The organism is Undibacterium sp. Di24W, assembly GCF_049340325.1.
Taxonomy (GTDB): domain Bacteria; phylum Pseudomonadota; class Gammaproteobacteria; order Burkholderiales; family Burkholderiaceae_D; genus Undibacterium.
Genome location: NZ_JBMPOP010000001.1, coordinates 669,272 through 692,422, shown reverse-complemented (window position 1 = coordinate 692,422; position 23,151 = coordinate 669,272). Strand labels below are relative to the sequence as shown.

Annotated in this window: 17 protein-coding genes; all 17 read right to left on the bottom strand. The window is 46.5% G+C overall.

The window, feature by feature from the left end:
- Window positions 1-9: 9 nt before the first annotated feature.
- The gene (locus tag ACO0KZ_RS02805) at window positions 10-2,409 is read right to left on the bottom strand and encodes a 3-hydroxyacyl-CoA dehydrogenase/enoyl-CoA hydratase family protein (RefSeq protein WP_422992494.1); all 2,400 of its coding nucleotides are present in this window, start codon (window positions 2,407-2,409) and stop codon (window positions 10-12) included.
- 249 nt (window positions 2,410-2,658) lie between these two features.
- On the bottom strand, window positions 2,659-4,449 hold the full coding sequence (locus tag ACO0KZ_RS02800) for an acyl-CoA dehydrogenase C-terminal domain-containing protein (protein WP_422992492.1): 1,791 nt from the start codon (window positions 4,447-4,449) through the stop codon (window positions 2,659-2,661).
- A gap of 116 nt (window positions 4,450-4,565) precedes the next feature.
- Window positions 4,566-5,186 carry a TetR/AcrR family transcriptional regulator gene (locus tag ACO0KZ_RS02795; RefSeq protein WP_422992490.1) on the bottom strand — a complete coding sequence of 207 codons (621 nt, stop codon included), beginning with the start codon at window positions 5,184-5,186 and terminating at the stop codon, window positions 4,566-4,568.
- A gap of 351 nt (window positions 5,187-5,537) precedes the next feature.
- The gene (locus ACO0KZ_RS02790; protein WP_422992488.1) at window positions 5,538-7,217 is read right to left on the bottom strand and encodes a methyl-accepting chemotaxis protein; all 1,680 of its coding nucleotides are present in this window, start codon (window positions 7,215-7,217) and stop codon (window positions 5,538-5,540) included.
- A 203-nt stretch (window positions 7,218-7,420) separates the two neighbouring features.
- Window positions 7,421-7,807 carry an RNA-binding S4 domain-containing protein gene (locus ACO0KZ_RS02785; RefSeq protein WP_422992486.1) on the bottom strand — a complete coding sequence of 129 codons (387 nt, stop codon included), beginning with the start codon at window positions 7,805-7,807 and terminating at the stop codon, window positions 7,421-7,423.
- A gap of 8 nt (window positions 7,808-7,815) precedes the next feature.
- A complete protein-coding gene (locus ACO0KZ_RS02780) occupies window positions 7,816-8,979 on the bottom strand; it encodes a phospholipase D-like domain-containing protein (protein WP_422992484.1) in 1,164 nt (387 codons plus the stop codon).
- A gap of 6 nt (window positions 8,980-8,985) precedes the next feature.
- Window positions 8,986-9,813: an endonuclease/exonuclease/phosphatase family protein gene (locus tag ACO0KZ_RS02775; protein ID WP_422992482.1), complete on the bottom strand. Its 828-nt coding sequence runs from the start codon at window positions 9,811-9,813 to the stop codon at window positions 8,986-8,988.
- A gap of 31 nt (window positions 9,814-9,844) precedes the next feature.
- The gene (nudB, locus tag ACO0KZ_RS02770) at window positions 9,845-10,291 is read right to left on the bottom strand and encodes a dihydroneopterin triphosphate diphosphatase (protein WP_422992480.1); all 447 of its coding nucleotides are present in this window, start codon (window positions 10,289-10,291) and stop codon (window positions 9,845-9,847) included.
- Window positions 10,292-10,420: 129 nt separating this feature from the next.
- The gene (gene aspS / locus ACO0KZ_RS02765) at window positions 10,421-12,223 is read right to left on the bottom strand and encodes an aspartate--tRNA ligase (RefSeq protein ID WP_422992478.1); all 1,803 of its coding nucleotides are present in this window, start codon (window positions 12,221-12,223) and stop codon (window positions 10,421-10,423) included.
- 96 nt (window positions 12,224-12,319) lie between these two features.
- Window positions 12,320-12,949 (bottom strand): DUF502 domain-containing protein, encoded by a 630-nt coding sequence (locus ACO0KZ_RS02760; protein ID WP_422992476.1) that lies wholly within the window; start codon window positions 12,947-12,949, stop codon window positions 12,320-12,322.
- A 29-nt stretch (window positions 12,950-12,978) separates the two neighbouring features.
- A complete protein-coding gene (locus ACO0KZ_RS02755; RefSeq protein ID WP_422992474.1) occupies window positions 12,979-13,335 on the bottom strand; it encodes an FmdB family zinc ribbon protein in 357 nt (118 codons plus the stop codon).
- Window positions 13,336-13,491: 156 nt separating this feature from the next.
- Window positions 13,492-14,913 carry a sodium:solute symporter family protein gene (locus ACO0KZ_RS02750; protein WP_422992472.1) on the bottom strand — a complete coding sequence of 474 codons (1,422 nt, stop codon included), beginning with the start codon at window positions 14,911-14,913 and terminating at the stop codon, window positions 13,492-13,494.
- Window positions 14,914-15,102: 189 nt separating this feature from the next.
- Complete coding sequence (locus ACO0KZ_RS02745) at window positions 15,103-15,399, bottom strand: response regulator (RefSeq protein ID WP_422992470.1); 297 nt, start codon at window positions 15,397-15,399, stop codon at window positions 15,103-15,105.
- A 275-nt stretch (window positions 15,400-15,674) separates the two neighbouring features.
- On the bottom strand, window positions 15,675-20,495 hold the full coding sequence (locus tag ACO0KZ_RS02740) for a PAS domain S-box protein (RefSeq protein ID WP_422992468.1): 4,821 nt from the start codon (window positions 20,493-20,495) through the stop codon (window positions 15,675-15,677).
- 216 nt (window positions 20,496-20,711) lie between these two features.
- A complete protein-coding gene (gene pcp, locus ACO0KZ_RS02735; RefSeq protein WP_422992466.1) occupies window positions 20,712-21,362 on the bottom strand; it encodes a pyroglutamyl-peptidase I in 651 nt (216 codons plus the stop codon).
- 39 nt (window positions 21,363-21,401) lie between these two features.
- Window positions 21,402-22,403 (bottom strand): DUF979 domain-containing protein, encoded by a 1,002-nt coding sequence (locus tag ACO0KZ_RS02730; protein WP_422992464.1) that lies wholly within the window; start codon window positions 22,401-22,403, stop codon window positions 21,402-21,404.
- The gene (locus ACO0KZ_RS02725) at window positions 22,400-23,140 is read right to left on the bottom strand and encodes a DUF969 domain-containing protein (RefSeq protein ID WP_422992462.1); all 741 of its coding nucleotides are present in this window, start codon (window positions 23,138-23,140) and stop codon (window positions 22,400-22,402) included. The genes ACO0KZ_RS02730 and ACO0KZ_RS02725 overlap by 4 nt, the downstream gene beginning before the upstream one ends.
- Window positions 23,141-23,151: the final 11 nt, after the last annotated feature.

The following is a 23,151-nucleotide window of genomic DNA, read 5'->3' as shown; positions in this document are numbered from 1 at the left end:
TGTCCTCGATTAGTTTCTAACTGGTTTGCCGGTTTGCATCATGCCCATGATGCGCTCTTGCGTTTTTGGATGATTCAACAATTCCATAAACGCTTTGCGTTCCATATCGAGCAACCATTGTTCGCTGACCATGCTGCCGTTGTCGATGTCACCACCGGAAACGACTTCCGCAATCATTTTGCCGAGTTTGAAGTCATGCGCCGAGATGAAGCCACCGTCACGCATATTGATCATTTGTGCGCCGATGGTCGCGATACCATGGCGACCAGTGACTGGCACCAGCTTACGCATTGGAGGGCGATAACCTGCATCAAACATGGCGCGTGCTTCGACTTTAGCAACATGCAATAACTCATACGCATTGAAAACGATCACGTCATTTTGATCGAGGTAACCCATCTTCTGTGCTTCTAAGGCTGACTTCGATACATTCGCAGTTGCTGCATTCGTGAAGTAGTTCTTCAAGAATTGCAGGAGGTCAGTACCTTTGGCATCTTTGGCTGCACGTACCGCGGCTTCTTTCAAACCGCCGCCGCCTGGAACCAGACCGACACCAACTTCGACCAAGCCGATGTACGATTCCAACGCTGCTACACGTTTCGATGCGTGCATCATCAGTTCGCAACCGCCACCCAGCGCCAAGCCTGCAACGGCAGCAATGACTGGAACATTCGCGTATTTCAAAGCTTGATGCGCGTTTTGCAATTGTGAGATTGCTGGTTCGATCGCTTTCACACCACCAGACATAAACAATGGCAACATCGCTTGCAAATCTGCACCGGCAGAGAAAGCGCCGCCTTCAGCTGCATCTGCATGCCAGATTACCAAGCCTTTGAAATTTTTCTCAGCTTCTGCCAAGGCTTTTTCCATACCCGCGACGACGCCTGGGCCGATCACATGCATCTTCGTTTTGAAGGACAGGATCAAGACATCATCATTCTGATGCCAGATGCGTACAGATTCATCTTCAAAGAATGTCACTCCTGCGGTAGCGCCTGTTTCCGCACCAGCACCTAGAACTGGGGCACGGAATGCTTGACGATCGTAGACTGCCAAGCTTGAACGTGGAACGAAGGTGCTGCGGCTGATAGACCATGAACCTGCAGAGCTATGCACGCCAGCGTTATCAGCCACTGGGCCTTCGAATACCCAAGCTGGCAACGGTGTTGCGCACAATGCTTTACCTGCATCAATATCTTCCTTGACCCAAGTCGCAACTTGTTGCCAACCAGATGCTTGCCATGTTTCAAATGGACCGACGTTCCAACCAAAGCCCCAACGCATAGCGAAGTCGATATCGCGTGCATTGTCAGCAATCGTTGCGCCATGAATGGCGATGTAATGGAAAGCGTCGCGGAAAATAGACCACAAGAACTGTGCTTGCTTGTTGGTTGACTCACGTAAGGATTTCATTTTCTTGACAGGATCTTTTTCCTTCAAGATGCGACCAACCAAATCGTCTGCCTTAGCGCCGCCAGGTACGTAAGTGCCACTCGCGAAATCTAAACGCAGAATATCTTTGCCGACTTTCTTGTAGAAGCCTGCACCGGATTTGGAACCGAGCGTACCAGCGGCGACCAATTTCGCCAATACTTCTGGTGTTTTGTAGACCGCGAAGAAAGGATCATCTTGCAAATTGTCTTGCATAGTTTTGATCACGTGCGCCATGGTGTCGAGACCAACCACATCAGCAGTACGGAACGTGCCAGAAGAAGCGCGACCCAATTTTTTACCAGTTAAATCATCAACGACATCTACACTCAAACCGAATTGTTCTGCTTGATAGATGGTTGCCAACATGCCGAAGATACCAACGCGGTTCGCGATGAAGTTTGGTGTGTCTTTTGCGTGAACTACGCCTTTACCCAAAGTCGTTGTCAAGAATCCTTCGAGTTGATCGAGGATGTCAGAACGCGTTGCTGCAGTTGGGATCAATTCGACCAAATGCATATAACGTGGTGGGTTAAAGAAGTGAACGCCACAGAAACGTGCTTTCAGTTCAGCGTCAAAACCTTCTGACAAGGCAGTGATCGACAAACCAGAAGTGTTAGACGCGAAGATCGCATTTGGCGCGATATGTGGTGCGACTTTCTTGTACAGATCATGTTTCCAATCCATACGTTCAGCAATCGCTTCGATGATCAAATCGCAGCCAGCTAAAACGTCGAGGTTGTCTTCATAGTTTGCGACTTCGATCAAAGCGGCATCGTCTTTGTCGCCGAGTGGCGCTGGGTTGAGTTTTTTCAGATTCTCAATCGCTTTGAGAACGATGCCGTTTTTCGGGCCTTCTTTAGCTGGCAAGTCGAATAAAACGACAGGAACTTTGGCATTGATACAGTGCGCAGCAATTTGCGCTCCCATCACACCTGCGCCGAGTACGGCGACTTTTTTGACGATGAAATTAGGCATTGGATTACCTTTACATTAAATTCAAACTTGGTTGGGGTAGGGCGGCTATAAGTCGCTTCGCCATTTTTTACAACTTTTATTTCCCTCTCCCGCAAGCGGGAGAGGGGCCAGGGTTGAGGGAAGCTCAGCATACTCAACAATTATTACTAGCTGATTGCTCATTCAATTCGAGAAAAAGTAAACTTCATCTTTCTCAAGCACCTTCACCCCAACCCTTTCCCGCTTGCGGGAGAGGGAGCTTAAAACTAATTAAAATAAATCAGCTTCCAGTGACAACAAATTCGCAGAACCAGAACGTGCCTGACGGATGCACATCGCTGTTTCTGGATACAAGCGTGCAAAGTAGAAACGGATCGTTGCTAATTTCGCTTTGTAGAAAGTGTCGTCAGAATCTTGTTTTGCTAAAGCGATTTTCGCCATTTGTGCGAAGAAGTAGCTGTAGACTAAATGTCCCGCAACGCGCAAATAGGGAACCGCAGCCGCACCAACTTCATCAGGATTTTGGAACGCCTTCATACCAATTTCCATCGTCAGCTTAGTCACTTTATCGCCGAGTTCTGCCAACGGTGTGATGAATTCTGACATCGCTTCATCAGTACCATTTTCCTCAACGAAGGCTTGTACTTTTGCACCGAATTTGCGAAGCTTCGCGCCGTTGTCTTGCAAAATCTTACGACCCAATAAATCCAAAGATTGGACGGTATTTGTACCTTCGTAGATCATGTTGATACGAGCATCGCGTACATATTGTTCCATACCCCATTCAGCGATGTAACCGTGACCGCCGAATACTTGCAAACATTCAGAAGTCGCTGTCCATGCGTTATCGGTGATGAAGGCTTTGATGATCGGTGTCAGCAAAGCGACTTCGTCCGCACATTCTTTACGTACTTCTTCATCTGGGTGATTCAATTCTTTGTCGAGTTGTAAAGCGACATATGAGCAGAATGCACGACCACCTTCTGCCCATGCTTTTGCTGTCAATAGCATACGACGTACGTCAGCGTGAACGATGATAGGATCGGCTGGCTTATCCGGCGCTTTTGGACCAGACAGGCTGCGCATTTGAATACGGTCTTTAGCGTAGATCAAGGCATTTTGGTAAGCGACTTCAGTCAAACCCAAGCCTTGCATACCAACACCCAAGCGCGCGGCGTTCATGAATACGAACATCGCGTTCAAACCTTTGTGTGGTGCGCCGATCAGCGTGCCCACTGCGCCATCCAAATTCATTTGGCAAGTCGAATTGCCATGAATACCCATTTTTTCTTCGATCGCGCCGCAGAAAATAGGATTACGTGCACCTAAGCTGCCATCAGCATTTGGCATGAACTTCGGTACTAAGAAGAGGGAAATACCTTTAGAGCCTTCAGGTGCATCTGGCAAGCGTGCTAACACCAAGTGAATGATGTTTTCTGCGCAGTCATGTTCACCCGCAGAGATGAAGATCTTTGCACCAGTGATTTTGTAAGTGCCATCACCTTGCGGTTCTGCTTTAGAACGCAACATACCAAGATCAGTACCGCAATGTGGCTCTGTCAAGCACATCGTGCCTGTCCATTCGCCAGAAGTCAGCTTCGGTAAATACTGCGCTTTTTGTTCTGGCGTGCCGTGTTCATGCAAACACTCATAGGCACCGTGTGATAAACCTGGATACATGGTCCAAGCTTGATTTCCGGAATTCATCATTTCGTACATGGAATTGTTCATCACCAGTGGCAGGCCTTGGCCGCCGTATTCTGGATCGCACGCGAGCGCAGGCCAGCCAGCTTCTACATACTGCTGGTAGGCTTCTTTGAAACCTTTTGGTGTGGTGACAGCATGGGTAGTCTTGTCGTGGTGGCAGCCTTCACGATCACCAGAGTGATTGATAGGGAAAATCACTTCCGAGCAAAACTTGCCGCCTTCTTCCAATACCTGATTGATGATGTCGGCGTCGACTTCAGCGTACTTAGGCAATTCTTTGAGTGCTGCTTCGACACCTAACAATTCATGTAAAACGAATTGCATGTCACGCAGGGGAGCGACGTATTGACCCATAATATTCTCCTGAGAACTAATTTAAAAAATTTTAAAAAATCGAAAAAACGGTTGGACTGTTTCTGCCTAAATAGACTGACTACTATGGCGTGTTCTGATTCACGCACTGATTAAATTCACGCTGACTTCTTCGGCGCATACGACTCAAGCACCCTCTCAAAACCTATTCTGGCGCGCTCCACGCTGCCTGACTTTTTCAAGAAGCGAGCATCGTGATGAAGCGCCAAAATCAAACCATACATGTCAAACACAATTTGTTCCGCTTCAACATCGTTACGCAAGTGATGGAGTTCCATCGCTTGCATGGTGGCTCGCAGCAAAGCACCTTGCCAAGCACCCACCATTGCGACCAACTCATCACGGATCAAACCATGGCGGTCATCGTATTCGGTGGCACCACTAATGTAGATACAACCCGATGCAATTTCCTTGGTTACCCGTTGTATCCATAAAGCGAACATTGAGCGCAAACGCGGTAAACCACGCGCTTCTTTCATACTGGGGTAAAACACTTCCTGCTCGAAGGTATGGTGATACAAACGTAATACTTCAATCTGTAGGTCTTCGCGCGAACCGAAATGCGCAAAGACGCCGGACTTACTCATATTCATCTTGTCAGCTAAAAGACCAATTGTTAAACCTTCCAGTCCATCACGGCTGGCGGTTTCCAACGCAGTCTCTAAAATTGCAGCACGGGTTAATTCTCCTTTGCGCAAAAACTTCGATGTAATAGTCATTGTTTCAGTTTAACTTCGCCTGGTCAGTTTTTTGATCTTACTACGCTGTTTTGTGGCTTGTTTTTTCAACTACAAAAATGCGAATAAGAAATTAATCGAACGACCGTACTATTCAACAGGCGACATCAAAAGTCAATCATAAAACTCCCATTAGAATGGATTACCTACAAGTCTGTGCGTGATTGCGACAGTTCTTGTTTTCTCTCTGAAACCTTAGAAAAAGACTGCTAACTTATTTGATGCTTTTGTCCCGGTTTTTATTTCTGAACTAGATCAATTTTGCTGTACATGTTGGCGCTTGAGACAACAAAGCCGAGACGAGCTCGGCTTTGTTGGTACAGCTTTGGACATTTAGAATTCTTCCCAGTCCTGCGTTTCTTCGCTCTTGGCTTTGGCTGGCGCAGCTTTGATACGAGGGGCTGCCATGCTCGCGGGCGGTGCTGATCTTGCAGCGGGGCGGGGCGGTGGCGCGTTGAACGTATTGTGATCGAGTTTAAAGACGCTCACCACTTTGACTAGGTTTTCTGCCTGTTCTTGCAAAGTCGCCGCGGCAGCTGCCGCCTCTTCCACTAAGGCAGCGTTTTGTTGTGTGACATTGTCCATCTGAATGATCGCAGTGTTAATTTGATCTATACCGGTGCTTTGCTCTTGGCCTGCAGCGGTAATTTCACTAATCATATCGCTCACGCGTTTGACGCTATCGACCACTTCTTGCATGGTGCTACCGGCACTGTCGACTAACTTACTACCTTGGCCGACTTTCTCGACTGAGTCGTTAATCAATTCTTTAATCTCTTTAGCTGCGCTGGCTGAACGTTGTGCCAAGCTGCGAACTTCGGACGCAACGACGGCGAAACCACGGCCTTGTTCACCGGCACGCGCTGCTTCAACAGCGGCGTTCAATGCCAGAATATTGGTTTGGAAAGCGATACCATCAATCACGCTGATGATATCGACAATTTTACGTGAAGATTCGTTGATCGAAGTCATGGTGGCGACTACCTCAGAAACCACACTTCCACCTTTCACAGCTACCGCAGTGGCAGATTGCGAGAGGATATTGGCTTGGCGTGCGTTGTCGCTATTGTGCTTGATTGTTGAGGTGATTTCCTCCATCGACGACGCAGTTTCTTCTAAGGAGCCTGCTTGTTCCTCAGTCCGGTTCGATAAATCTAAATTGCCGCTCGCGATGGAAGCGGATGCAGCGTTAATCTGGTCGGTGCCAGTACGTACTTCTGCAACTACTTGCAGCAAGCTCGTATTCATATCAGACAAAGCTTGAATTAATTGGCCGGTTTCGCAGCTGCTACTTGGGACGACGGTCCGGGTGAGGTCGCCACGGGCAATGGCTTCGGCAAACTCGACCGCTTCTTTCAGTGGTGCCGAAACAATGCGGGCTAACCAAGTTGCGAGCACTAAGCCAATGATAATGGCAGCGATAATGACCCCAACTACCCAAGTTTGCGCACGTTTGTAAATGGCACTACTTTCTGCGAAGGCCAACTTGCCACCGGAGATATGGTCTTCAGTGATCTTCTCCACCATGTCACGCAGTTTCTTATTCGCTTTAGATGAGTCAGTGCGCAGGAGATTTACTGCGGCTGGTGTATTGGCTTCTTTGGCGAAGTTACCGATTTTTGCGGAGATTTGCACGTAATCATTGAACGCGCTTAGCGTATCGTCTAGTGCTTTTTTTTCACCGGCTTGATCCGCATATTTGAGTGAAGCCGTATGATGTTTCTTGAACTGCTCAATTGCTTCGTTGGTGCGCTCTTGATATTTTTTGACTTCGTCGGGCGATTCTGCGGTTGCCAGTTGAGCCTCTTGCGAACGCATGCGGGACATGCTTTCTTTCATGCCCATGGCCTCAATCGCACTCGGCATCCAGTCATTGCCAATTTCATCAGCGGCGGCGTTCACCTTTGCCAATTGCGACACTGAGAATAGACCTAAAAATGCTGTCAGAAAGAGCACGCTGACGAAGCCGACGATAAGTTTTGTTGCAATCTTTAAATCGTAAAACGCTTGCATTTGCTTCTCCTTCGAAGGAACAAGTGGTGAACATTAAAAGACCGATTTTGCGTATAAAAATTCCATCTAGACAATATATACTGATTCAGAAGAAAGTAAACGCCATCGATCCAAAAAGCTTGCAATTATTCAACATCGGAATGATGTTTATTGAGAAAGTACATGGTCAGCGCTTGCCATGGCTTGAGAATCCCGTGATTGGCTCAGTCGAAACTAATATGAGTGAGTTGGCGACGTTGTTTCTTAGTGGGGCGGCTTTGAATGTGTATGCTTGGCTCCACCTGCATGCGGCGGTTTTCGGCGCGCTGTTGGCGCTTTTCTTTGCTCTCCTCGGTTTCTTGATATAGGGTTTGTGCGACCGGAGCTGGTCCGCGCACCTCACTTAATCCCAAAACGACGACAGTCCATGTTTGCTCGCCCTGTTGAATTTCCAGCTGATCGCCGAGTTTGACGGCATGGGCCGGCTTAACCCTTTGTTCGTTTTGAAGGACTCGTCCAAGTTCAACCGAGTTGGTCGCAAGGCTACGTGTCTTAAAAAAACGGGCGGCCCAAAGCCATTTATCGATGCGCAAAGAAGTGGAAGAACTCATAAACAGAATTAACGATATTGACCTAAGGTGGCTAATTGTAATACCCAACGGTACAGCATGTAAGCGAATCGATTTTTCATTTGCCGAAAAAAACTTTGTTTAGCGACGGTGTCGGCCGTAATCTCGACCGCTTCTTCAAAGCCCTTCATTAGGTGCTGTTCGAGCTTACTTCCCAATACACTGTCGTTGATTAGAATGTTTGCTTCATGATTTAAGAAAAGGCTAAGGCCGTCAAAATTGCTCGAGCCAACGGTACTCCATTGACCATCAATGACTGCCACTTTGGCATGCATTTGTGTGCGGTGGTATTCATAAATTCTGATGCCATGCATCAGCAGCCGTGGGTAATACGATTGCGCCACGAGGTCTTGTAGATCAAACTCACCGACACCTAATAGTAGCCGCACATCTACGCCGCGCTTCGCCGCATTGATTAAGCCATTGCGCAAACGACGACCGGGGGCAAAATAGGGATTGGCAAAATAGGCTTTGGTTTTGGCTCTACCAAGAGCACGCAAATAGGCGCTTTGAATCGAAAAACGATGGCGTAAATTATCGCGAAAGACGACGGCAGCCGCGCTGCCGTCAGTGCCTCTGATGGTAGTTGTCCGGCGTAACTCTCTGGCCAAGCGCAGGCGATTTAAGAGAGGTATTTTGCCAAGTTTTAGCCATTCTGCGGTAAGTTCTTTGTGGATCGTCGAAACGCAACTTCCTTGCGCTTGAATGGCAAAATCCCAGCGAGGAAAGGGGAGTTGTCTTGGGGGTATATCGTTAGTTAGCAGGTCGTCAACGATATTGATACCGCCAATGAAGGCAGTCTCCCTATCGACCACGCAAAGTTTTCTATGGGTGCGTACCAAGCCACGACGAAACCATATATTGAAGACACGACAGCTCACGCCATTTTGTGCAAAACGCGCTTGCAATTTCATACTGGCATCGCGACCGCTGCCGACCCAATCAATGATGACTTGAACCCGTACTTCGCGCGCTGCTGCTTTGATTAAGGCGACTTCAATTTCTTTTGAACTTTGGTCATGCGCGAAAATATAGGTTTCGAGGTAAATTTCTTCGCGGGCTTGATCGATTGCGGAAAGTAACGCGGGGAAAAAGGCTTCACCCGTATAGTGTAGTTGTAAATGATTCCCACTTTGGTAAAGGATCTTTGGCATCGTGCGTCAGCCTAAATGCTTAGTGATCAAGTCAAATCGATTTAAACTTAGGTCGACACTGAGCGGCACATGGTCTGATAAAGTTTTCCATGACCCGCCTTGCATGACTCTCGCATGCTCAACCTTGAAGCCACGGAGGTAGATGCGATCAAGACTGAGCCAAGGCAGTCCAGCTGGAAAGGTGCGGGCATGAGCGTTTTGTCCTAGGCCGATACCACGCAGCTTAAACTTTGGCGCCAATTGTTCTATCCCTAGTTGCGGGGCGCTGTCGAAAGCTTCAATGACATTCAGTTCTTTGTATAAAGTGTGACTCAAACGCTGGCTCCAATCATTAAAGTCACCAGCGATGATCAATGGCGATTGAGGCGGAACGTGTTCTTTTATCTGTTGAATCAGTGCTTGAACTTGACGACGTCGGCTAGCAGCAAATAAGCCTAGGTGAATAACAAAGCAGTGTGCTTCCAATTCTGCTATTTGGACCACCACATGCAAGATGCCACGTTGTTCATAAGCATGATCAGAAATATCACGATTGGTTGATGTTTTGATCGGCAAACGACTTAGTAAGGCATTGCCATGATGCCCGTGCTCATACACTGCATTCATACCATAGACGCATTGATGTGTATCGCCTGCTAGAAATTCATGTTGTGCTTGACTCGGCCATGTGTCGTGCCGTTTGGCATGGTGGTCGTGTTGGCCTTGTACTTCTTGCAGGAAAACGATATCGGCATCGAGTGTTTTGATCGCTTCTTTCAATTCATGGATGCGTGTCTTGCGTCCAAACGCAGTCACCCCTTTATGAATATTGTAGGTGGCGATGCGTAGTTTCATGGCAGTACTTCCTGATTGATGTTACAGAGCTCTATGTTTGCAGTCGTCGCCCGAGCTGAAGAATAGCCTCGGCGTTTGATGCGGAAAAACAGCGATCAGCGGCTTCTTTTAAGGGTAACCATTCAAAGCGCAAATGTTCGCGTGGAGCTAGTGTAACGGAAGTTTGGCGCGGCACACATAAGCCAAACACATGCTCTTTGTTTTGTGTCACACCTGGAGCATAGCGATGGCGCCAAACGGGGTAAATTTCATACACATTACTCAGTTTCCAATCACTGAGTGTATGCAAGCTGGCGTCAATACTCGTCTCCTCCAGGACCTCGCGTTGTGCGGTAAATGCTAAGTCTTCCTCCATGCTATCCTTAGAGCCCGTGACCGATTGCCAAAAACCTGGTCTATCGGCCCGCTCCAGAAGAAGCACCTCGAGTTCAGGGGAGTAGATGATAACGAGAACGGATTCAGGGATTTTATAGGACACGGTGTTTCATTGTAATAGGCTTGAGTGAGACATAGTATACCGTTTTCCTTGATCGTATTTTTACTCAATCCGGAACAAAAAAATGGCAGACCGAAGTCTGCCATTTTGTCTTAGATTGTGCGTATCGGCTTATACGACTTTAGGCTCCACTGCACGCAGACGAATATGCAATTCTTTTAATTGCTTTTCATCGACTTCAGATGGGGCTTGCGTCAGCAAACATTGTGCACGTTGTGTTTTCGGGAAAGCGATCACATCACGGATTGATTCCGCACCGGTCATCATCGTCACGATACGATCCAAGCCGAACGCCAAACCACCATGCGGAGGCGCGCCGTATTGCAAAGCGTCGAGCAAGAAACCGAATTTCAATTGTGCTTCGTCATCATTGATCTTCAATGCGCGGAATACTTTGCTTTGTACTTCAGCGCGGTGAATACGCACGGAGCCACCACCGAGTTCCCAACCGTTCAAGACCATGTCGTAGGCTTTAGCGATACATTTGCCCGGATCGGTTTCCATCAAATCTTCATGGCCATCTTTTGGTGCGGTGAATGGATGGTGGGTCGCAGTCCAACGATCGTTTTCTTCATCGTGTTCAAACATAGGGAAGTCGATTACCCATAGTGGGCGCCATGCATCTTCGAACAAGCCATTGTTTTTGCCGAATTCGCTGTGACCGATTTTCACGCGTAATGCACCAATCGCATCGTTGACGACTTTAGCTTTGTCTGCGCCGAAGAAAATTAAATCGCCATCATTCGCGCCAGTCAATTCCAGAATTTTTGCCAGGGCTGCGTCGTGCAAGTTCTTCACGATAGGCGCTTGTAAACCATCGCGACCAGCCGCTTTGTCATTGACTTTGATATAAGCCAAACCTTTAGCGCCGTAGATGCGCACGAATTGATCGTAAGCGTCGATTTCAGAGCGAGGCATGCTTCCACCGCCTGGAACTAACATGCCGACTACGCGGCCATTGTGCATGTTCGCTGCGTTGGAGAAGACTTTAAAGTCCACGTCTTTCATGACTTCGGTCAAGTCGGTGAATTGCAATTTCACGCGCATATCTGGTTTGTCGGAACCATACAGACCCATCGCTTCAGCGAAGTCCATGACTGGGAATGGGTTAGGCAAATCGATATCCAGTGTTTTCTTGAATACGCCACGGATCATGCCTTCAAACATATCGCGAATTTCTTGTTCGCTCATGAATGAAGTTTCGCAGTCGATCTGCGTGAATTCTGGCTGACGATCTGCGCGCAAGTCTTCGTCGCGGAAGCATTTGGTGATTTGGTAGTAGCGGTCAAAGTTTGCGACCATCAACAGTTGTTTGAATAACTGTGGTGATTGTGGCAAAGCGAAGAAATTACCGGCATTGACGCGAGATGGGACTAGATAATCACGTGCACCTTCTGGTGTCGATTTGGTCAACATCGGAGTTTCGATGTCGATAAAGCCGTTTTCGTCGAGGAATTTACGTACTTCCATCGCGACTTTGTAACGCAAACGCAAATTATTTTGCATTTGTGGACGACGCAAGTCTAAAACGCGATGTGTCAAACGCGTTGTTTCAGACAGATTATCATCGTCTAACTGGAACGGTGGCGTGACGGATGGATTCAGAATCTCTAAATCATGGCACAAGACTTCGATTTTGCCTGACTTCAAATTATTATTAATCGTGCCATCAGGGCGATTGCGTACGATACCTGTGATGCGTAAGCAAAACTCATTACGTATAGTCTCTGCATTCTTAAAGACTTCAGCGCGATCAGGATCGCATACTACTTGCACCAAACCTTCACGGTCGCGCAAATCGATAAAAATAACCCCACCGTGATCACGACGGCGATGCACCCAGCCACACAGGCTGACGGTTTGGCCGAGTAATGCTTCAGTAGTAAGGCCGCAGTAGTTGGTACGCATGGACATAATTTCTTACCTGTTTTCTTAAAAGTTAATAGCTTTGATGTTAATTCGCTAAGCGTGAGGCTTGTTCAATTCGCATAGATAGGGTCTTGAACAACATTAATTACAAATCTTGTTTTGCGCCGTTGCTGCTTGCTCTGCCGCCTCAGGCGCGACGACACCCATAGAAACTACGTATTTCAGCGCCGTATCGACACTCATATCAAGTTCAATCGCATCCTTTTTGGGGATAATCAGAAAATACCCAGATGTTGGGTTGGGGGTGGTTGGGACATAGACGCTGACGAAGTCACCATCGAGATGTTGGGCGACTGCATGACCTGGTTTGCCAGTCAGAAAAGCGATAGTCCAAGACCCTTCGCGCGGATACTGAATCAACAAGGCTTTACTAAAGGCGTTGCCGGACGAAGAAAACAGCGTGTCAGAAACTTGTTTGACACTGGAGTAAATCGAGTTGACGATGGGAATCCGATTGAGTAATTTTTCCCATAGACTGACGACATATTTACCAATAAAATTTTTGGTTAATAAACCCGTAACAAATATGATTAAGACGGTGAGCACCGCGCCTAAGCCAGGAATCCTAAAGCCAATTAGGGCTTCGGGGCGCCACTGCTCGGGTAGTAACAGTAGCGATTGATCCATGGTGCTGATGACGGCATGCAATACCCACGCGGTGATCGCGAGTGGGACAAGTATCAATAAGCCAGTAATAAAATATTTACGCATAGGTCCTGAATCTTTTTGGTTCGATTTGCTTATGCTGCTTTGTTATCGCTGCTGCCAGTGCTACTTGTGCTGACAGCGGTGCCGCTATCCGTACTTGATGTGCTGACCGCTGGTGCAGTGCTACCTGGTGCGTCTGTTGCTGTAGATTCACCGGTTTTATCTTCGTTTTTAGCAGCAACGCCAGTTGCCGCTGCATTTCCTGCTCCACCACGGAAGTCGGTCACATACCAACCCGAGCCCTTTAATTGAAAGCCCGCCGCTGTGACTTGTTTTTTGAAGGCTGGCTGATTGCATTCAGGGCAAACCGTGAGTGGGTCTTCCGACATTTTTTGCAGCACATCTTTGGCAAAGCCACATTCATCGCAGCGATAAGCATAGATAGGCATTTTTATCCTTAGGAAAACTTGTAAAACCCTGAATTATAACGGTTTACAGGCAATTTTTGCAGAATTGCCTCAGGGCTTTAGAATATCCTAAGGATACTTGCTTGCTTTTTGAGTTTTAGATTGCCATGCAAAAGCCGGTTTACTTATTAAATTTGCTTAATGGGCAAGTTTTCCTTTGAATTGCGGTAGAAGCGAGCCGAACAGCATCCCCGCCAAGCTCATCAAGACCCCAACCAATTGCGGCGGCCAGAATTCTTCAGGCGCATTCACTTCCAGCAGAATCCAAGAACTTAAACCTAATATGATAGACAAAATAGCACCTTGTCTTGTTGCAGGCTTCCAGTACAGACCAAAAGCCAATGGAATAAAGGCCGCTACCAAAGTCACTTTGTAGGCGTTCTCCACCATTTTGTAGATGCTTGCTTCCGTGTTCATCGCAAATAAGGTCACAACCGCGGTAAATATCAAGACCACCACACGCATCATGAACAGAAACTGTTTATCCGACTGATTTGGGAAGAAGGGTTTCAAAATGTTTTCAGAAAACGTCACGGATGGTGCCAATAAGGTGGCACTGGCACAGCTCTTAATCGCTGACAGTAGGGCACCAAAGAACATCACTTGAGCGAACAAAGGCATGTGTGTCATGATCAATGTTGGCAAAATCATTTGAGAATCGGTGTTAATCAGCTTAGCCACCATCGTTGGATCAATCAATGTTGCTGAATAGGCCAGAAACATCGGAATGAAAGCAAACAAGAAATATAGGCTGCCGCCAAGAACGGCGGAATTAGCTGCCGCATTTTCAGTTTTGGCGGAAGCAACTCGTTGAAATACGTCTTGCTGTGGAATTGATCCTAGCATCATGGTGATCCAAGCGGCGAAGAACCACAGAACCTCACGGGTCGTTGGCGCAGGCCAAAATTCCATCTTGCCGGCATTGACGGCATGGTTAATCACGGCGCCGGCACCACCAACCATGTTGGAAACTTCCCAGCCCATGTACAGCATGCCTATCATAATGATGATCATTTGCAAGAAATCGGTAATTGCAACCGACCACATACCGCCCATCAGTGTGTAGATTAGGACGCTGCCAGCACCGATCATCATGCCTGTGTTCATATCAACTGCACCGCCTGATACGACGCTAAAGACGAGGCCGAGTGCCTTAATTTGGGCAGCTACCCAACCGAGGTAAGAAACAACAATACAAAGCGATACCAAAACCTCAACGGTACGACCGTATTTGGCTTTGTAATAGTCGCCGATGGTCAGCAGATTCATTCTGTAGAGTGGTCGCGCGAAGAAAAGGCCCACAAATATCAGACATAAAGAGGAGCCAAATGGATCAGCCACTACACCTTTTAAACCCTCCTTCACGAAGGTGGAGGAAATGCCCAGCACGGTTTCGGAACCAAACCAGGTTGCAAATACGGTCGCGGTGACAATGTACATAGGCAGGGAACGTCCAGCGACCGCGAAATCTTTGGAATTATTAACGTAACGTGCTGCGTAGAGTCCCAGGCCAACGGAAATAACCCAGTAAATTACAACTAGCCAGAGCAGAGTATTCATGGAAGAAATAGCAAAAAGGATAAAGAATAAAAATGCCCGCAGATTTGCGCGGGCATTATAAGACAATTCAAGCTTATAAAAACAATGCAGAATTTTATCTAAGATTTATGCGCTAGTTGGTGTCTTGCTGCCAACAAATTTAATTTAATTGTTTAAAACAAGACAAATAATGGATCAGAGAATAATTTGCTAGTTGGCGAGCATTTGATTGATTTTCTCAACGATTGCTTCCTTGCTGACGGGTTTGGTTATATTGCCAAGAAAATTTTGGCGCGACAATTGCGCAACCAGAACGGCCGAATGCATGATGCGCGAACTTTGAGCGGACATGATTACGACACCACCAGCAAATTGTCTTTCACTCATTTTCTTCATAATTTCAAAACCGTCAATATCTGGCATTTGTATATCACAAAGCAAAAGATCAGGTCTCGCTTTTGCATTGTCAAAAGCGAGTAAGCCCGCTTTGCCACCATTTGCCGCCATTATTTAACTGACACCTAATTCATCTAATATTGAGGAAACAAAGTCCACCTGGAAATCGTCGTCTACGATCAACACACTAAGACGTCGATATCGCTTTGAATTTGTGTTCGGGATGGGCTCCATCCTTTGGGTAAAAATTGTCACTAGAAAGTGCTTCGGTCAATTTTTTCAATGGCACTGGCAAGAAGTGATAAAGCAAAGCAAGCAATAAAAAGCAAGCTCAAGAAAACGGCAAAAGTGCTATTTAGCCAGTTTTCTTGTCCCAATATCTCGCTCTAATTTTCACGTTTTAATTTCTTCTCCCAAGCGATTTTCCATTCAAGGAATTCGCTCGCAGGCATGGCTGGAGCCACGAAGTAGCCTTGTACATCGTCACAACCGGAGTCCACGATGAAGTCCCAATCTTGTTTTGTTTCGACGCCTTCTGCGACCAAATTTAAATTAAATATCTTGCCTAGTTGAATACTAGAATTGAAGATTGCTCTTGCTGCTTCGTGGTCCAAAGCGGCATTCACAAAGGCGCGATCAATTTTTAACTCGGTGAAAGGTAATTGTTTGAGATTCTCCATAGTTGAAAACCCAGTGCCAAAATCATCGATCGATAAGCCGAATCCTTTCAGACGCAGTCGTGTCAGTATCTCTAGGCTAACCGTCAGATTTTCCATAAGACGTGGTTCGGGCAGTTCTAAAATGAATTGTGAGGGACGCACGCCAGTTGATTGCAAAATCGATTCAAATTGTTCCGGCAAATCGAGCTGAGTTAAATTGTCCATAGAAATATTAACTGACAGCTTTATTTGGTGCCCTTGTTTATGCCATTGACGCAGTTGTATTGCACTTTTCTCCAAGACTATCTTACTCATTGTGTCTATGAGACCGTGTTTTTCAAGTCCTGATACAAAAGCAGAAGGGCCGAGCAAGCCGCGAATAGGATGACGCCAGCGCGCGAGACATTCTGCGCCGGTGATACGCTTCGCGCTGATCGAGATTTTTGGTTGAAAGTGAATTTCTAAACAATCCTCAGCAAGTCCTTTTTTCAATTCTTCTAACGATAGTAAAGTCACTTTGGGTAATGCACTTGAATGTGCAGGTAAAGAGGACTGGCGGGTCAGCACTTCCAACATCTCTTCAGTTTCTAAGGGTTTTTGCAATGAACCTAACAAGTTCAAACCGTAAGCTCGCGCCAGATTTTCGGCGGCCTTAATCACACTACGATCCGCAGCGCTCAGGATAATGATTCCCCCTTGATAGTCATTTTCGGCAACAATACGTAAGAAACTAATGCCATCCATTCCAGGCATAGTCAGATCACAAAGTATGATTTCCGGCTGATGGTTATTCAATATGGCAAGAGCATGAGCCCCATTGCTACAGTTAGAGATACGATTAACACCTGCTTTACGTAAAATTGTACAAGCGATTTCCATATCAATTGGGTCATCTTCCAATACTAAGATATGTAAGTCTGGCTTTAGTTTGAAATTTTTGTCTGTTTTCGAAACCGTATCGACATGTATGGCGCTGACCCCTGTCTCAATTGCAGTTTGAGGATTCAGATAGTGTTGGATCTCAATTTCAACTTGGTCCAACATAGGTCGCAATTGAGCTATCAAGGGTTTTGCTTGCGCCATGTTTCCCGAGGGTATTAAACCCTCAAGTTGGTGGCAGAGTTCGCCAAATTGAATAGCACCCACGGTGCGCGCACTTGATTTGAGCTTATGCCCAAGAGCAGCTATTGCTGCCAGATCTTGATTCTTTTGTGCCTCTTCAATTTCTTGCAATCCCCGTTGCGCTGAGTCCAAAAATTTCAGTGCAAATTTGCCGATTTTCTCTGCTGAGTTGCCGACTAATTTTGCTAATATACTCAGATCAATGTTAGCCTCAATTGCTGTAGGTTTGTCTTGTTTTTGGGTTTCCGAAATGACCGATATTGTTTCGTTATCCGTATTGTTCAATTCTCGATCAACCCAATGCAATAGCGTGGAATATAGTAAATCGGGAGAGAATGGTTTGGGAATAAAATCGTTCATGCCTGTCGTTAGACAATAGACACGGTCCTCTTTCATTGCGTTGGCCGTAATTGCGACTACCGGTAGGGTAGCAAATTCTGGGATCGCCCGAATTTGTCGGGTTGCCTCAAGTCCGTCCATGACAGGCATTTGTATATCCATCAAGATGCAGTCAAATCTGTGCAGCTTTTGTTTTACTAAATTGACCGCTTGTAGGCCATCTGCAGCGAGTATTACTTGGCAGTTTGCTGTTTCTAATAACTCCGTTCCAACTTGTTGATTAAACTCATTGTCGTCAACAAATAGGATATGAATTTGTGACTGGCCTTGATTAATCTTTTTGAGTCGTGCCAGTGGATTATGTTGGTTCTGCTGGCGTGTCGCGTCTACTCCTTGTAGTTTGCTCTGAGCAAGCATAGCGGTGAACCAAAAGGTACTGCCTTTGCCTAATTCACTTTGAACGCCCACTTCCCCGCCCATTAATAACGCTAGTTGCTTACTGATTGCTAAGCCCAATCCCGTACCGCCAAATTTACGGGTAGTTGAACTGTCAGCTTGTTCAAATGATTGAAATAGTTTTTTTTGTTGCTCCTCACTCATACCAATACCTGGATCTTTGACCTCGAAGCGGATTAACCATGCTTCGGCTAATTCTTGTGCACGTTTCACGTGAATTTTGATTTCTCCACGTTCGGTGAACTTAATTGCGTTGTTCGTATAATTGATGAGAATTTGACTCAAGCGGTGTGGGTCGCCATGCATTTGACGCGGTACGTCGGGGTCAACCTGAATACGCAGTTGTAGTTGACGACCAGCAAGTTTGGTATTCATGATCGTCAGTAATTTGCCTAGCAATTCATCCAGGCTAAAATCAATGCCCTCGATGGTCATTTTGCCGGCCTCAATTTTAGAAAAATCTAAAATATCATCCACAATGTGCAGTAGGTGCTGTCCAGATAAGTGTATTTTTTGTAGGTAGTCGCGTTGTTTGGGATCTGTAGCGGCGGCCAGTGCCAGATAGGTCATTCCCAACACACCGTTCATTGGCGTGCGTATTTCATGACTCATATTCGCGATAAAGTTGCTTTTGGCTTGATTCGCTGCTTCTGCTAATTGGCGCGCTATAGCCAACTCTTTGGTACGACTTTCTACCAGTTCTTCCAGATGATGTCGGTGCTTGTCGAGTTCTTCGCCGAGCTGTTTTTTTTCATTAATATCTTCCTGCGTTGAGACAAAATGGGAGATGCTACCGTCTGACTGACGTAAGGGGGAGATAGTGGCATATTCCGTTGATAGCGATCCGTCCTTGCGCCGGTTGATGAGTTCGCCTTTCCAGGTGTTACCCGCACGCACGGTCTTCCACAATGTCGTAAAGGTTTCCGTTGGTGTCATGCCTGAGTTTAAGATATTTGGGTACTTACCAATGACCTCTAACTTGCTAAAACCAGATTTACGCACGAAGGTATCGTTGACGTATTCGATTTTACCGATCACGTCGGTAATGATGATTGCTTCGGTACTTTGCTCCACCGCTTGTGATAATTGGTTTAAATGTGCTTCGGCGCTGAGGCGCTGCGTGATGTCTTGAATCTGTGTGACAAAGTTCAGCGGAAGTCCGTCCGTATCACGCAATAGTGAGACATTGATCTGTAACCAAAGGAAATCACCGTCTTTGTGGCAGTAGCGTTTGTAGATTTCATAGCGTTCAACAGCGCCACTGAGTAATTGTTTTAGTAGTAGTTTGTCATTTTCAGCATCATCTTGGTGAGCATGTTGACGCCAGTCATTTTGCAGCAATTCTGTTTCTGGATAACCCAGCATATCGCACAGTACCCGGTTGACCTTGAGGAATTTTCCTTCGAGATCGACAAGTGCCATACCGATAGGTGAGCTGCCGAAGGCTTGTTCCATTAAAGCGTGGTTGAGCTGACGCTCTTCTTCTTGTTGCTTGCGCTCTGTGATGTCCTGTACGGTACCGGTCAAACGTGTGATTCTGCCTTGCGCGTCTTTTTGTTTGCGTCCAGTTTTCGCCCATATGGATCGTATGCTGTTGTCGGGTAAAAGAATGCGATATTCAAAAGGGTCGTAGTCTTCTTTGGACTCGAAGGCCTCTTTGCAAGTCTTGATTATGAATGGCTGATCTTCTGGCAGCACAGTGCGACGTATCATTTCGAACAGATCACCATCGAACTCATCAGGGTCACGTTGCCAAATGCGCTTCATTTCATCAGACCAGGAAATTTTGTTGGTTTCTGCAACCCAGATCCAATGTCCGACCCGACTCGATTTTTCCGCTTCTAATAAGTCATGTTCACTTTGCCTTAGCGCTTCCAATGTACTTTTTCGGTCGGTGATATCGCGCGTCACGCCAACAAAATGGGCTAATTGACCTTGATCATCAAAGACTGGCGTAATGCTGAGTTCATTCCAAAAAAAACTGCCGTCTTTACGGTAGTTGAGAATTTCACCGTTGTAAGGCTGTCTCGCCGCGACTGCCTCACGAATGGCTAGCCGCGAAGTTTCACTGGTCAATGGACCTTGAATCATGCGACAGGTGTTACCGACAATTTCTTGATTGCTGTAACCAGTTTGTTTAATAAAAGCATCATTGACCGAAACGATGACTTGATCGGGGGTCGTGATGATGACGCCTTGCGAAATGACTTTCAGAGCAAGATCGCTAATTAATAGACGAGACTTTGCTTCATGTTTGTACAGCGCCATCTCGATGACAGTGCGTAATTCTTGATCCGAAAAGGGTTTGATAATGTAACCAAAGCCGTTGGCTCGGGTGGTTCTTTCGAATTCTTCGTCCGACCGTCGATTGGTCAGGAAAATAACGGGTACCGTATAGTGCTTGTAAATTCGTTCGGCCGCGGTAATTCCATCCATATCACCGACCAACTGAGTGTTCATTAATATTAGATCGGGTTTTAACTCACAGGCAAGTCGAATCGCCTCATCACCGCGATTGGCTTGCCCTATGGTTTGGCAGCCATACAGTTCAATTTTAAGTTGTATGAAAATCCCGACTAGCTCATCGACTTCGACAATCAGGATTTTCGGTTTTTTCAACGAACCCAGCATGCTTAACTCCGCGGCGACGTGGACGGGATGGCTTTTGCACTAGCGAATGTTTCTTTATGGATTTGTATTGTACTGTGCAGGATGCCAAAAGGTCATAATAAAATGAAGCTTGGCTTTTGAGTTTGAGTGCTGCAAACAGCCAAGAAATAGAATATGGCGCCCAAGGATCAACATGCTTTGAAAAAAATCTTACAAAATAAAGTCCATCTAGTGCGATTAATGTGTTGTTCCAGCACCTAGTTTCAGGTCATTTACTTGGGTAATGCTGGTCTCGAGAACGAGATTAAGTGCTTTTTTCATTTGTTCTAATGCCATACTTGCTGCACCAGGATGAGCGCATGCCTGATTCGGTAGGTAAGGTATATGTACAAAACCTGCGCGTAAAATCTGACTAGATTTGTTGGCATAATGCATCAACCCATAGAATACATGGTTGCAGACATAGGTGCCTGCAGTTTGCGAAACACTAGCTGGAATACCGTTGTCTCGCAGATTCTTAACGATGGCTTTGATTGGCAGTGTGCTGAAGTAAGCTGCGGGTCCCTCTGGCACAATACTCTGATCGATAGGCTGCGCCCCCGCATTATCGGGAATGCGCGCATCATCTATGTTGATCGCGATACGTTCCAGACTGATGTCGACACGACCGCCAGCTTGTCCAACGCAAATAACAATTTCCGGCTGAATCTGAGCGAGTAACGTCGTCAATACTGTATTGGATTGACCAAATTCACAGGGTAATTGCGCGATGTGGACTGTATGATTTGCTAAGATTTTTTTATCTTTAAACAGCTTCACAACTTCCCAAGCTGGATTGGTGATCTCGTTATTGAAGGGCTCAAACCCGGTGAGTAAGATGTGCGGCATAGAGTAGACTCATTTGGAAGATGAAAGTCGAAAACGAAATTAGACGATGAAATACATCAAACCGATATTACAGACTAAGACCGCAACAGCGGTTGGAATCTGATATTTAATGACCAGGTATTTGTCTTTAAGCTCTAGTAATGCTGCGGGGATAATATTGAAATTGGCCGCCATCGGTGTCATCAAGGTGCCACAGTAACCGGACAGCATGCCCATTGCCACCAATGGTGCAGGATTAGCGTGATGCTGCTGAATCAAAAAAGGTAAAGCAATACCGGTCGCCATCACGGGGAATGCTGCAAAGGCATTCCCCATAATCATGGTGAACAAAGCCATACCTAGGCAGTAAATAATGATCAAGGCTAAGCGACTATCAGGATTAACCAAGAGCGTGACCAAGGTTTGTATGGACAGCCCAGTTTTTGCCGCGACGAATACACCGCCTAACATGGCGAGCATCAATGGCAAAATTAATGCCCAACCTATCGCATCGACCAAGCGACGCGATTCTTGTATCGCAGTGACAGGCGTGCCGCCTGTGATTTTGCAGGCATATAAAACGCTGATGACGCAGGCTAAAGTCAGACAGGCGAGTGTCAGATTTTTTGGGTCGAGTAAAGCGTAATTGCCCAGCGCGACATCTTTGCCTGCAATGGTAAGGACGACGGTAACAATCGGAATGCAGATGGCGGGTAAAAAAAGTTTGTTGCCCAGACGTTTAGCAGAAACCACTTTTTCTGCATCGACGGTTGCTTTATCCACGGTATTGTATTTGCCAGCACCTAAGAGATTAAACCCCGCTAGCAACGCCAAAAGCATGACGATAATGCCTTGCAATTTGTGCGTTAGCGCCTTGCCTAAATACATCAGCATTAGATCGCCGAATAAAAATCCTATGCCAAACAAAAACCAAAATAGGGCGGTTGTCAGGCGTTTAGGATTGCTGTGATCACGTAAGCTCATCCAGGCTATCGCCATGACGATGAAGCCAATTAGATAAAAAATCAAGTTAATGCTGATCAATACATGTGGTGCATTCATAATGTTTGCCCCGCGCTGTCCGTGTGCTTTTGCGTACTGGATAGGGTTCTATATTCCGCAATCTCACGCGCGATTTTTGCGTCTAAAAATGACAAACGCAGCAAGTGAATAATTAAAGCGCAAAGACCAGTAGGGATCGCCCATAAACCTATCTCGAGTGGCTCGACATTGCTGATGCCATTTTCCTTCAGAAATCCACTCATCAACAATACGGCACCAAAAGCAATAAAGATGTCTTCGCCAAAAAATAATGCGACGTTATCGCAAGCGGCAGCGTGGGCAGCGATACGATCGCGTAACGCTTCTGGTAAGTCACCATATTGACTAATTGCAGCCCCTTCGGCCATAGGGAATAGTAAGGGGCGCACCGTCTGAGCCTGACCGCCTAGGCTGATCAGACCCAGCGAACAGGTGAACTGCCGTACTACTATGTACAACATCAATATACGTCCAGTCGTTGCGCTACGGATTCCGGCAACCCAGCTTTGTGCTCTTTCTTTAAGGCCGAATTTTTCTAATAGGGCGATGATAGGTAAGATCAAAATAATACTGGCAAGTTGTCGGCTGTTCATAAATTTTTCACCGAAGGTTTCTAGTAGCAACGCGAAATCCATACCAACGGCCAGTCCAGTGGCTAAACCCGCACTGACGACGACCAACAAGGGATTAAATTTCAAAGCGAAGCCCAAAACAATGATGGGAATGCCGACTAGGGGAAGTAAAGTTGCTAAGTCCATCTGGGTCTCCG